The sequence below is a fragment of the Bacillus sp. AFS077874 genome (assembly GCF_002566505.1).
Taxonomy (GTDB): domain Bacteria; phylum Bacillota; class Bacilli; order Bacillales; family Bacillaceae_G; genus Gottfriedia.
Genome location: NZ_NUYF01000009.1, coordinates 1 through 13,162, shown reverse-complemented (window position 1 = coordinate 13,162; position 13,162 = coordinate 1). Strand labels below are relative to the sequence as shown.

The following is a 13,162-nucleotide window of genomic DNA, read 5'->3' as shown; positions in this document are numbered from 1 at the left end:
TTTCCCACATATATTCCTTCTAAAGATGCACAAAATATTACTGCATAAAGAAGGAGGGTTAAAGATGAATAAAATTTGTCTTACATTATGCACAGTTTCATTATCATTTATCATTTCAGCCAATGTTCACGCTGCTTCAACTGGACCTGACGCTACACAATTAGAACCAAGCTATGATCATAATGGTAAACATATCAAAAGAGATTTTAACAATACTTTTAATGATCCAAACCACGTTGTAAATGACACGAAAAATACAGTTAAAGAAGGGTATTATGATACAAAAAACACGGTTAAAGAAGGGTATTATAATACTAAAAATAATATAAAAAATACAACAAATGACATGTTAAATAACAATAACAATGGAGTAAATAATCCAGTAAATAATGATGGGAATTATTATCGACGAAATGTAAGTGTTACGCCTACACCTGTTACTAACACATTAAATACAACTGACAATAACGATAATAATCATTTCAATTATGGATGGCTTGGACTTCTTGGATTATTAGGATTTGCTGGTCTTCGAAAAAAAGAAAGAGTTGAATAAAAATAATAACCTTATTGGGGCTTTCTCCAATAAGGTTTTATTTATGGACTATGTTTTTATTATGAATTACCTCTTTATAAAAATTGATTTTTTGCTCTAACATTTTATTCGTTTCTTCTAATGTTTTAAGCTGATGTTCAATGGACTGTTTATGTTCAACTAATAAATCCAACCTAGCCAAAGAAGTGTGCTCACCTTCTGTATATAAATGTGCATACTCTTTAATCTTATTAACTGGCATTTGCGTTTCTTTTAGCTTAAGGACAAATCTTAACCACTGAATGTGTGATTCAGAATACAGCCTCTCACCATTTGCATTTCGATCTGGAAGAATGATCTGTTCTTTTTCATAATAACGTAATGTATGTGTGCTTATTCCTAACATTTGAGCGACTTCACCAATTGAATACATAAGTACCTCCAGTTTGAGTGAAAAATAAAAAGTTTGACTTAGAGTTTACTCTAACCAGTATAATGAATCCGTAACTGATACACAATTAATTTAATTTTAGTATAAACCAAATTATTGGGAGGAATTTAGATGAAAAAATATACTGTCATTACAGGTGCTAGTTCAGGAATTGGTTATGAATCAGCTCTTGCGTTTGCCGCACGTGGAAAGAACCTAATCATCGTTGCTCGTAGAACGGAAGAACTTGAAAAATTAAAATCAGAAATCGGTAAATTGAATTCAGATCTTGATGTGATTATAAAAACAGCTGATTTATCTGTTGTTAAAAATGCTTATAATTTATATGAAGAACTTAAAGAATATGAGATTGAAACTTGGATTAATAATGCAGGTTTTGGTAATTTCGCTTCTGTTGGTGAACAAAATTTAGAAAAAATTGAAAGTATGCTTAACTTGAATATTGAAGCTTTAACGATTTTAACTTCACTATACGTACGCGATTATTCAACAGTCGAAGGTACACAAGTTATCAATGTGTCATCTGGTGGAGGGTATACAATTATTGGCAATGCCATCACATATTGTGCGACTAAATTCTATGTAAGTGCCTTTACAGAAGGGCTAGCTCATGAATTAAAAGAAAAAGGTGCAAAAATGCAAGCTAAAGTATTAGCACCTGCTGCAACTGAAACAGAATTTGCAAAAGTATCCTATGATTTAGAAGAAAACATCAAATTCGAAGGCGTTCTGCCAAAATATCATACTGCAAAAGAAATGGCCGGTTTCATGTTGGAGCTTTATGACAGTGAAAAGATGGTAGGAAAAGTCGATGGAATTACTTATGAATTCCAATTATTAGATTCACTTTATCCTTATGCAACAAGATTAGAAAGGCAGGATTAAGGGTAAGAAGCGTCTTTTAGAACCTTCTCCTTAACCTTAAACTCTGCATCCACATTTTAATTTTCTAACAATAAATTTAAATGTGGATATTTAGTAGCCCTATATTCAGAAGGGCTACTTTTAATGTATTTTTTAAATATACGACTAAAATAATTTGAATCTTGAAAACCAATTCGTGTAGCAATTTCCTGCATACTTAAATCAGTCATTTCTAAATAAAACATTGATTTTTCAATTCTTATTCTATTTAAAAAATCGATCACACTAGTACCCATTTCTTTTTTGAATAGATGACTGAAATGATATTTACTTACGCAACAATATTGAGCGATTTCTTCTAGTGTTATACTAGTTTGATGATTTTCTTGAATATACTTAGTTGCTTTACGAATAACAGGAGTCATCTGATTAATAAATGAATTGGCTATTTGAATCGTTAACCAGTAAGCATATTCGCAAACCTTTTTTTCGAATTTATCATAGCGAATAATATGATATAGTTCTTGAATTATTTGAGCGTTTTTTGACATGATGAGTGTTGCATTCACGCCTGACTCAACTACAACCCTAGAGATTAACATAATTAAATCGACTACTTCAGTCTTAAATACGTCTTCATTTAATCGGCATGCATTTGCTACCTTATCAAGGAAACTTTTTAATTGCTTGACTACACCTTCTTCATCACCAATTCGAACAAGTGCTAATAATTCAATACGGTCTTCGGTTGATAATGCTCTTAGTGTATTTTCTTCCACTAGTTTAATATCACTATGAAAGATCAGTTTGTTCCCTTGAAAAAAACGACCTGACATTGACTTTCTAGCCTCTTCAAAAGAGTGATATAACAAATAAGGATCACTATATTTTTTACCTATTCCAATTGAAACTGAAATCTGAACTCTATCCAATGAATTTTGAATTTCTTCTGCCATTCTATAAATCTTTTTATTGAACTCGATTTCACTATCTACATCATCTAGTTCAATTAGAAGAGCAAGCACACCTTCTTCTACCCAGTTCCATAAATAAGAAACTCCGATCGTCTGATCAATTTGATTGATAAGTTCATGGCCAATTTCTTGTTTCCACTGCTTTGGGTTTTCTTCTGCTAAATCAGGATAGCGATCAATCGAAATCACCATTACAATATTTGGATTAGTATTAATGCCACATCTTTTTTGAACTTCATCAAAATTTCCTATATGGACGAGCGTACCTGAAAGTAACAAATTTGAAAAAGCTGATTGAGTAGCATCTCGATTCATCTTAATTTCTCCTTTTTAGCTTATGATTTTTCTTAGTTGAACGTTTGGTAGTAAGTATCAAAATGAATTAGCCATAAAAAAAGAAGCTGTCCTACTCTTAGAGTATAACTGCTCCCTTACAATTTTCATAATTCCATAGCGCCTATTTTCTCTTCAACAAGTTCAACAATATCTCCATCATGAATGTGATTACGAATTGTTTCGATATCACGATAAAAATAGCGATCCTCTTCAACTGCTGGAACTTGATTTCTAATTAACTGATATACACTTGCCGTTACCGGTGACGGTTTTAGTGTATCATGGAATTCTAGTGCTTGAGTGGCAACCATTAATTCGATTGCTAAAATATGTTCAAGTTTTTTTGAAATCAGATAGGCTTTCCTAGCAGCGAAATAAGCAAAGCTAACAACATCCTCTTGATTTGCACATGTAGATGTATTATCAATCGTTGCTGGATGCGACAGAACCCTTATTTCATTGAGTAATCCTGCTGCGGTATATTGCGGAATCATATAGCCGCTATTTAAACCAGGATTGACAACTAAAAAACTAGGGAGCTCACTTACATGATAATTTACTAATCGATCAATACGACGTTCTGTTATTTTCGCTAAGTTTGCCATACCTATACAAATTGTGTCTGCATCAATTCCCACATAGGAAGCATCAAAATTTCCACCCATTAATGCAAGCCCGTCTTCTTCCTCCGGCCAAATAATCGGATTATCACTTGAAGACATCATTTCATTATGAATATTTTCCAATGCATTTTTAAATACCTTCTTAACCGCCCCATGAACTTGCGGTATACATCTAAGACTAAGTGCATCTTGTAATCGATAGTCTTTATACTGTTCCGCAATCTCACTTCCATCTAGAATTTTTGAAACGATTCGAGCTGTCTTTGCTTGTTCCACATGTTTTTTTACCGAGTGCAGTCGGGGATCTAAAGCTTTTATCGTTCCCTTCAATGCTTCTAGTGACATAGCACCAGTAATATCCGCTGTTTTAACAGCTTGAATAGCATTATATATCGAGAGTACAGCAAATGCTGTGGCTGATGTAGTACCGCTTAATAGTGCAAGTCCTTCTTTACATTCGAAGGTTACTGGTTTTAGACCGGCCCGTTCCAACGCCTCGTGGCCGCTTAATAACTCATCCTTATACCAAGCTTTTCCCTCTCCCATTAACACTAGCGCCATATGAGCCTCAGGTGATAAATATGCTACAGATCCCTCGCCAGGTACAAACGGCAATATATCATGATTAAGTATGGATGCTATTAACTCTAACACTTCTATTCTAACGCCTGAATAACCTTGACCTATATTATTTAAAACCATTAATTGAATGGCTCTTACCACTTCTTTTTCAAGTGGTTCCCCTACAGAAACAGCATGAGAACGAACAATATTTCGTTGAAGAGTATGAGCATCTTCCTTTGAAATAACTTCGCTTACATTGCTTCCAAATCCAGTAGTTACCCCATAAACTGCTCGTTCTTCTTCAAGAAACTTTTCAATTAGATTACGCGACTTATTTATTCTAAGATAATAGTTTTCTGTAAATGATACTTTTGCTCCATATCTTGCAACAGCAATTACTTCATTAATTGATAACTCATGGTCTCCAAGAATAACCTCTTTTATATTTTTTGGATGAATAAAATCGTTCTTTGTCATCAAAACACCTCTTACATTGAATATCTTAAGTTTAATGACTTGATACTGATTGTTTAGTTGGTTCAGGCTGATCACCTTCAAGTAATGGATTACTAGCTTCATTTAATGAAAGCGATTTTGTTTCAGGAGCCCAAGCGATCGAAACAATTGTACCAATGAATAAAATAATAGACATTCCGATCATAGAAGGTGCCATCCCCATTGAACTAACACTTATCGGTAAAAGGAATGTACCAACAGCTGAGCCAATTCGGCTAACTGCTGTTGTCAATCCAACTCCAGTTCCACGTATCTCGGTAGGAAATAGTTCAGCAGGATACACTAATGTTAAATTAGAAGCTGCTGACATGACAAATGTAAAGATTGCAAACACAATAATTGCAATTGTATGCAGACCTTGAGGTAAGACTGTTAATGCGAATAATGAAATCGTTAAAATAATAAATGTATTAATTGTAAACCCTCTACGAGTTAACTTTTCAGTACACCATACACCAGCTAACGCCCCTACCAGAAGGAACAGGTTTAGAACCATGTCTACACCAAATGTTTCTTCAAATCCCAATTTACTTAAAATAGTTGGTAGGAATGTATAGATTGCGAAATATGGAACTACCTGACACATATAAAAAAGTGATCCGAATGTAGTACGTTTCCAAAGCTGCTTATTGAATAAATCAGTAACCTTGTATGCATGTTTAGAATTAGCATCGACTGATTCATCCATTACAGCATTTTCACCAATATACTTTCTTACAATAGCACGTGCTTCTTCAACACGGCCCATCTTTAATAACCAACGTGGAGACTCTGGTGTTCCGAAACGTAAAAGCAAGACCACTAGACCAGGAATTGCTGCACTCACTAACATCCAACGCCATGCATCTGGCCCCGTTTTTTCTAAATAATAACCAACTAGATTTGAAGCTACATATCCAACTGTCCATAAAACGTTTAATGATGATAATAACATACCTCTATACTTTCTAGGTGCAAACTCCGCAAGTAAAGTAGAGCCTACTGCATAATCTCCTCCTAGTGCAACACCGATTAAAATCCTTAATGCAAAAAGCGTATATGGATCGTGAACAAAAAACTGTAAAGCAGATGCGATTGTAATAATAACAAAGTTTGCTAAATAGATTTTCTGCCTACCAATGCGATCTGATAATCCGCCAAGAAACAAACTACCGAAAAAAAGTCCGATTAATGCGGAACTACCGATTAATCCTTCCCATACAGAATTTAATTTCATTTGAGGACCTAGTAGCGAAAGTGCCATACCGATAATTCCTAAAGCATAGCCATCCGAAAAATTCGATCCAAAAGTAAGTCCAGTAATACGAATATGGAATTTATTAAGCGGTGCATCATCCATCATAAATTTTTTTTCCTTCAAAAGAATACCCCCTTTTTTTACTTTTCAGATATAAAAATTGTAAAAAATAGTAAGTAATCATCAAATAACTACTTACTTAACCGTTTCTAAAGCGCTTCCAAAATTTTCAGTATTTTTAATAAATTATAATTATTACTCCTTAAATTATCTCTAGATAAAGTTTCGGATTACTAGCACAATATTGCTGAAATATTAAGTGTAGGGGATGACGGAATGATGAGTATGATGAAGATAAGTTAAAAAAAAGAGATAGCTTATTGGTTATCTCTTAGAAATCGATGATAATCACTCTAACATACTCAACATCGAGAAAGACGAACACAAGGTGAACTTCGTATTAACGTTGAACTTAGGTGAATATTTGCGAATCATTATTTTAAGATTAATTTAGAAGACTTTTTATAGTTTTTATCAATTTTCATTTGATTTGACCTTAACTCAATCTGTTTTACTGTTATTCCATTTATTTTTTGATCCATTCACAGCGTTTCTACATGATTCGGTTGACTTATTTGCAGTTTTCACAATTTTATTTGCAGATTTGACTTTTTTATTTGTAGATTTGCCTGATTTATTTGCAGTTTCAGCATTTTTATTTACAGTTTAAAAATCGGTTTAATGAAAACATACTCAAATCAAAAGCAGTTTTCTGATTTGTTACTAGGTCAGCAATAATCTCGCCTACAACGCTTGCAAACTTAAAGCCATGGCCTGAGAAACCTGTGGCAATGATTAAATTATTGTAATCTGGATGTTGGTCAATAATGAAGTGTTCGTCTGGAGTCATTGTATATAAGCATGTTTTCCCTTTTACTAATCTCCCATTTGCAAGTGGCATATATTCACTTAAGAAATTTCTCAAATCCGTTTCATCTTCAATAAACTCTCCAAATTCTCGATTAAATTGTTCAGGGTCTACAATTTGCCCTCCATCATGTCGACCAATTTTTAGTCCGCTATTATGAATACTTGGAAAGCCGTAATAATGTCGATCAATAAGATCAATCGTAAAAGCTGGTAGCGAACTAGAATCATATAGTTGATGATCACATGCAAACCAAGCAACAGTTTTACGCGTAGGTTTTACAGGTATATGAATACCTGTCTTTTCAAGAATTTTGCCAGACCATGCGCCTGCACATACTACAAGTTTATCCGCTGTGTAAACAGCATTCTCTGTACGCACTTGCGTCTTATTAGTACCTACCTCAATATCCACAACAGGTGAGTTTGTTTGAAGACTATTTCCTTTCTCGATATATAGTTCTTTATACGCCCGAACACATTCTTCGCTAAAAAGAATGCCGGAAGACGTTTCTAAACAACCTATAAATCCTTTCGGTAAACGTAAACCGGGCCATCTTGCATTGATCTCATTACTATCCATTATTTCAAGCGGCAACGAAAATTCTTTTGCACTATTTATTACTTCATTCGTAAAAGTCGAGCCAGGCGCACCAGCACATAAAACGCCTGTTCTCGAGAATAATTGTTTTCCAGACAATTGTTCTAACTCATCCCATAATTTTTGTGCGCGTAATGCTAAAGGTACGTATTCTCTACTTTCTCCATATGCATGACGAATGATTCTAGTATCGCCGTGATGGCTACCAAAGCTATGTGGTGGATCAAAAGAATCTATTAATAATATTTTCTGATTTCCTTTTGATAAATAATATCCTGCTGCCATTCCCATAGAGCCCGCTCCAACAATAATTACATCATAGTGATTATTCAATCATTTCACTCCTTACCCTGTTCATTCGTATGACATATTCTTTTTGTCTTTACAATTTACCTTCTTATATAAGCATTTTTTGTAAAACAAGCTTTTTCAAAATAACAAAAAACCCGTTTATGATCATTCATAAACGGGTTCAATAGTTTTTATAGTTTTTCGTATGCTGCTTGGTATTTTTGAATATCACCAGCACCCATAAAAATTAATACGCTATTTTTATGGTTTTGTAAATTGCTGATATTGTCATCAGTCAATAGTTCAGCACCTGCAATTTTACAAGAAAGGTCTTCAATTGTTAAAGTACCTTTATCTTCTCGTGCAGAACCAAAAATATCACATAAGTAAACTTTATCTGCTTTTTCTAATGTACCAGCAAATTCATCTAAAAATTTACTTGTTCGTGTAAATGTATGCGGTTGGAACACTGCTACAATTTCACGGTCAGGATATTTTTGACGTGCTGCTTGAATCGTCGCTTGGATCTCGGTTGGATGATGAGCATAATCATCAATTAACATTTGATCTCCGAAGCGTTTTTCACTGAAACGACGCTTTACGCCACCGTATGTTAATAATCTAGCTTTAATAATATTAACATCGATTTCTTCATAATGGCAAAGCGCAATTACCGCTAAAGCATTTAAAATACTATGATCACCATATCCAGTAATATCAAAAGTAGCGTAATACGTATTACGGACGAATACATCAAATGTTGTACCATTTGTATGTTTTTCGATATTACGAGCTTGGAAATCATTGTCCTCGTTAAATCCATAATACATTACAGGTACTTTTGCATAAATTCGTTGAAGATGTTCGTCATCTCCACATGCAATAATACCTTTCTTTACTTGATCAGCCATTTGTTGGAAAGCATCGAATACATCATCTACACTCTTATAATAATCCGGATGATCAAAATCAATATTAGTCATGATGCAATAGTCTGGAAAGTATGAAAGAAAATGACGACGGTATTCACAAGCTTCAAACACGAAATACTCGCTGTCTTTTTCACCTTTCCCAGTACCATCTCCAATTAGAAAAGAAGTTGGACGCGCACCAGAAACTACATGGGCTAATAAACCTGTCGTAGAGGTTTTACCATGTGCTCCAGTAATTGCAACGCTAGTAAATTTATTCATATATTCCCCTAGGAATTTATGATAGCGTGCCATCGGAATTCCTTTTTCAATAGCAGCTGCAATTTCTTCATGAGTATCAGGAAATGCATTACCCGCTATAACGAATTGGCCTTCTTTAATATTTGCTTTATCAAATGGTAAAATCGTAATATTTTTTTTTCGTAATTCATTTTCAGTGAAAAAGTGCTTTTCATAATCTGATCCCTGAACGGTCAAACCAGAATCATGTAAAATTTGTGCCAAAGCACTCATTCCAGTACCTTTAATCCCTACAAAATGGTAAACTGTCATATTAAAAGAACCTCCAAAATCGATCACTAATACAACGGCCTATCTCTTAGACAGTATATGTGTGAATAAAAGAAATGGCATCAATATTTTATAAATTTGATGCATTGTTACTTTGCCGAGTCTAGTTATTTTTTTAATGATAACTAACTTAAATTTTTACGCAATTAGTATTATATCACTTAAACTCCCATAGGACTATTTATTTTAAATCCCACTATGAGGAAATAGATGGAAAAGTAAATACTTTAAGTCATCTGCTTATATTAAAATACTATCAATCTTAAATTGATTTTTTTGTCCCTTTATCGTCTAGGGCTCATTTCTACTTTTTCTAATCGAGGATTTTCACGAAGCTTTCTTCCAACTTTCGCTTGTTGCACACCATTTAACTCGACATTATCACCTGTAAAGCCTATATTAACTTTTAATAAACTTCCGCCTACACCATATAAATCTACTGGTACACCTTGCTTCTCAAAAGCTAAGATTCTTTCTACAGTAAATCCACCGCTTACTACAATTTGCACATGCTGATACCCTTCTTGATCTAGTGCATTTCGTAAAGCAAAAATTAAAGGAGGATTTACACCCCTAGGGTCAAAACTTCCTAATAATTCTGGATTACCAATAAAATACTGATCAATCATTGTTTTCGATGTATCTACACGTACAGCCTTTAATTTGCTACCGTATTCTCGTGCAACCTTTAAAGCGTCGTTTATGACATCATTATTATAATCTACTAAGACAATTAAATCATCTTGTGGATAAACTTCTGTATATGCACGCGCAGCTTCCACAACATCACCATTATACATTTGAATTAGTGCATGAGGCATTGTACCCATACCTTCATTGCCCCACCACTCATTCATTGCATGAGTTGCTTGTGCAGTTGCACCACCAATAAATGCAGCATAACCGTCACCTGCTTGAGTCGTGAAATGATCATCACGATCTCCCATGAAAATAACAGGCTTTTTAATGCCTGCGGATTTTGCAGAATGTTTTACATTGTATACATTTGTAGCAACAGAAGTACGTCTAGCTAAAATACCATCAATAATTCCTTCTAAATAGCCAAAATCAGCATATTTACCTTTAATTGTTAAGACAGTTTCAAATGGTTCAATCATATCTCCATCCTTTAATGAATGAACAATAAGATTTTCTGGATGATCGGCAAAAGTTTGTAAAATCGCAATTGCTTCATCCGTTCCACATAATACTGCGCTTTCTCTTTGGAAAAATTGCATTGTTACTTCAGTATCTGGCTTCTTTTTTCGAATGATTTCTCTAGTTTTTAAAAAATATACAGCTGAAAACCAGCCTTCTCCGATTCTCTCATCAAATTTAAATGTTCGGTTCGTTAATCGGCTTATTTTACCTTGTAATTTTAAATCTAATTCTTTTTCCATGAATCTTCACCTGCTGAAAAGTATCGTTCTTTTTTTTCTAGTATGGGTTAAAATAACTTTAACATTCGTTACTTAATTTTTATCGAATTTCTAATATATCACTCAGAACGAATCTCCTCTAATGATGTAATCAGAACATCCCGAGGTTTACTTCCATTTTGATTCGATACAATCCCGTGATCAAACATTAGGTCAATTAATCTAGCTGCACGGTTGTATCCAATTCGAAAACGTCTTTGTAACATTGAAACAGAAGCACCTTTTTGATCAATGACAAACTCCACTGCTTCTTCAAACAGTTCATCATCAACATCCTGTGCATCCGCTTTTGCTACAAGTTCCTCTTGGTTAAATAAGTAATTCGGTTTTTGTTGGTCTTTAACAATCTCTACAACATGTTCGATTTCATCATCCGAAACATAAACGCCTTGTAATCGAATTGCTTGAGATTTTCCATTATCTAAGAATAACATATCTCCTCGTCCAAGTAACTTTTCAGCTCCGCCAATATCAATAATTGTTCTAGAATCTACTTGTGAAGATACTGTAAACGCGATACGCGTCGGTATATTTGATTTAATAATACCTGTAATGACATCAACTGAAGGTCTTTGTGTTGCAACTAATAAATGGATTCCGCATGCTCTTGCTTTTTGGGCAATACGACAAATATAAGTTTCTACATCCCCTGGAGATACCATCATTAAATCCGCTAATTCATCAATAATAATGACTAAGTAAGGTAACTCATCATTATAAGCACCTTTTTTCTTCGCTAAATCATTGAATCGCTTAATATCTCTTGCTCCAGCATGAGCAAATAAATCATAACGTCGATCCATCTCTTCACATGCCCACTTTAAAGCAGCAGTCGCGGCTCTAGCGTCAGTAATAACTGGCGAAATAAGATGTGGAATATGATTATACGGTGCCAGCTCAACCATCTTAGGATCGATTAAAATTAATTTCACTTCATGAGGCTTCGCTTTATATAAAATGCTAACTAAAATTGAATTAATACACACACTCTTACCAGATCCTGTTGCCCCGGCAATTAAGCCGTGTGGCATTTTTGAAATATCTGCATAGACAGGCTCTCCACCTATATCAAGACCAAGAGCAACAGTCAAAGGTGATTCACTTTGCAAAAATTTATCCTGGCTAACTAATTCTCTTAAGTAAACAGGCTTACTTTCTTTATTTGGTACTTCTATGCCTATTGCACTTCGACCAGGAATCGGAGCTTCAATACGAATATCTCTAGCAGCTAAGCTCAATTTAATATCGTCTTGTAAGTTCGTTATTTTATTTACTTTCACGCCAGGATCAGGCTGTACTTCGAAACGAGTTACTGTTGGACCTTGAGTTGCAGCAATTACTTTAGCTCCTACATTAAAATTATGTAATGTTTCTTGTAGTAGTTGCTTTTGATCTTCAACCCAATCCCCATCATTAAATTGTTCAATTGGGGGTTCAACTAATAAATCTAATTCTGGTAATTCATAAAGTACTGGTGGTTGTTCAACTAAACTTTCAGGTTCATTAGTTTGATCAATCTGATTTTTAGTCTCCATAGTTAAATTCGTTTCTGTTTTACTTTCTTCAGGTTCAACAACCTTCTGATCTTGAATCCCTTCAGGAGTCTTGTCATGTGTGATTGGATCAGCAATTATTTCACTTGGCTGAACTTTCTCTGAAGATAAAATTTCACTTTGTTCAGATAAACTAGCATTCTCGATCAACTGTTCATTTTGTTTTATCTCAACTTCTTCATATACCTTTTCTACTGTTGCAGCAGATTCATTTTGTAATTCACGAAGTTGTCTCATTATATTTGCTTTTCTTGAAGCCTCTACATCACTTCGAAGCATCATTACATTAAAAGGAAAATGGCGTTTTTTCTGACGTTTCTCGATTGGTTTAGGTTCAGCTTCTTCTTTATTAACTTCATTTTCAGTCTTTATCTGTTCATTTGAATTGGTAACAGCATGTTGATTTATTTCAACGGTTTCTTCTACTTTTGCTTCTACAATTGAATTTTCATGCTGTACCGCTTCTTCCTTAATCTCTTTTAGATTCACATCTGACTCGTCTGTTAATTCCGACTTAATATCATTCTCTTCATTATTTTGAACGAGATCAATTCCTTTGTCTCCGTTTTCATCAAATTGGACCAAAGTATCAACTTTATGATCATTCGACTCATGAATAGATACATCAGGCTGTGCTTCTTCAATCTCAACTTCAGCCTCTACTTCGATTTTAAGGGTTTCGAGTTGTACTTCATCTTTCACATCTACTACTGTTTCAATTTGATGCATATCATCCTGTACAACTTCAT

The 13,162-nt window shown here is 34.3% G+C and carries 10 protein-coding genes; 2 read left to right on the top strand and 8 right to left on the bottom strand.

Annotated elements, in window-relative coordinates; translation table 11 throughout:
• The first annotated feature begins 64 nt into the window (after positions 1 to 64).
• Positions 65 to 556, top strand: coding sequence for a WGxxGxxG family protein (locus tag COJ46_RS24990; RefSeq protein ID WP_097979192.1), 492 nt, complete (start codon positions 65 to 67; stop codon positions 554 to 556).
• A gap of 37 nt (positions 557 to 593) precedes the next feature.
• Here the strand turns inward: COJ46_RS24990 and COJ46_RS10425 are convergent, their stop codons facing one another.
• Positions 594 to 968 carry a MerR family transcriptional regulator gene (locus tag COJ46_RS10425; protein WP_097979193.1) on the bottom strand — a complete coding sequence of 125 codons (375 nt, stop codon included), beginning with the start codon at positions 966 to 968 and terminating at the stop codon, positions 594 to 596.
• 129 nt (positions 969 to 1,097) lie between these two features.
• On the opposite strand from COJ46_RS10425, the gene COJ46_RS10420 reads away from it, so the two are divergent.
• On the top strand, positions 1,098 to 1,871 hold the full coding sequence (locus COJ46_RS10420; RefSeq protein ID WP_098565906.1) for an SDR family NAD(P)-dependent oxidoreductase: 774 nt from the start codon (positions 1,098 to 1,100) through the stop codon (positions 1,869 to 1,871).
• Between the two features lie 56 nt (positions 1,872 to 1,927).
• Here the strand turns inward: COJ46_RS10420 and COJ46_RS10415 are convergent, their stop codons facing one another.
• From COJ46_RS10415 to COJ46_RS10380, 7 genes are all read right to left on the bottom strand, one after another.
• Positions 1,928 to 3,139: a helix-turn-helix domain-containing protein gene (locus COJ46_RS10415; protein ID WP_098565905.1), complete on the bottom strand. Its 1,212-nt coding sequence runs from the start codon at positions 3,137 to 3,139 to the stop codon at positions 1,928 to 1,930.
• A 125-nt stretch (positions 3,140 to 3,264) separates the two neighbouring features.
• Positions 3,265 to 4,824, bottom strand: coding sequence for a histidine ammonia-lyase (gene hutH, locus COJ46_RS10410; protein WP_097979196.1), 1,560 nt, complete (start codon positions 4,822 to 4,824; stop codon positions 3,265 to 3,267).
• A 31-nt stretch (positions 4,825 to 4,855) separates the two neighbouring features.
• Positions 4,856 to 6,223 (bottom strand): MFS transporter, encoded by a 1,368-nt coding sequence (locus COJ46_RS10405; protein WP_286145504.1) that lies wholly within the window; start codon positions 6,221 to 6,223, stop codon positions 4,856 to 4,858.
• 592 nt (positions 6,224 to 6,815) lie between these two features.
• Entirely contained in the window at positions 6,816 to 7,961 is a 1,146-nt protein-coding gene (gene solA, locus COJ46_RS10395; protein ID WP_098565903.1) for an N-methyl-L-tryptophan oxidase, read from the bottom strand.
• Between the two features lie 149 nt (positions 7,962 to 8,110).
• Complete coding sequence (gene murC, locus COJ46_RS10390; RefSeq protein ID WP_097979199.1) at positions 8,111 to 9,403, bottom strand: UDP-N-acetylmuramate--L-alanine ligase; 1,293 nt, start codon at positions 9,401 to 9,403, stop codon at positions 8,111 to 8,113.
• Between the two features lie 302 nt (positions 9,404 to 9,705).
• A complete protein-coding gene (locus tag COJ46_RS10385; protein WP_098565902.1) occupies positions 9,706 to 10,821 on the bottom strand; it encodes a nicotinate phosphoribosyltransferase in 1,116 nt (371 codons plus the stop codon).
• A 98-nt stretch (positions 10,822 to 10,919) separates the two neighbouring features.
• On the bottom strand, positions 10,920 to 13,162 hold a 2,243-nt coding region (locus tag COJ46_RS10380), incomplete at its 5' end, for a DNA translocase FtsK (RefSeq protein WP_176527938.1).

What these genes read in the sequence shown, in the direction of transcription:
- COJ46_RS24990 (WP_097979192.1), top strand. Translation starts at nt 65, where the DNA reads ATGAATAAAATTTGTCTTACATTATGCACAGTTTCATTATCATTTATC.
- COJ46_RS10425 (WP_097979193.1), bottom strand. Translation starts at nt 968, where the DNA reads ATGTATTCAATTGGTGAAGTCGCTCAAATGTTAGGAATAAGCACACAT.
- COJ46_RS10420 (WP_098565906.1), top strand. Translation starts at nt 1,098, where the DNA reads ATGAAAAAATATACTGTCATTACAGGTGCTAGTTCAGGAATTGGTTAT.
- COJ46_RS10415 (WP_098565905.1), bottom strand. Translation starts at nt 3,139, where the DNA reads ATGAATCGAGATGCTACTCAATCAGCTTTTTCAAATTTGTTACTTTCA.
- hutH (WP_097979196.1), bottom strand. Translation starts at nt 4,824, where the DNA reads ATGACAAAGAACGATTTTATTCATCCAAAAAATATAAAAGAGGTTATT.
- murC (WP_097979199.1), bottom strand. Translation starts at nt 9,403, where the DNA reads ATGACAGTTTACCATTTTGTAGGGATTAAAGGTACTGGAATGAGTGCT.
- COJ46_RS10385 (WP_098565902.1), bottom strand. Translation starts at nt 10,821, where the DNA reads ATGGAAAAAGAATTAGATTTAAAATTACAAGGTAAAATAAGCCGATTA.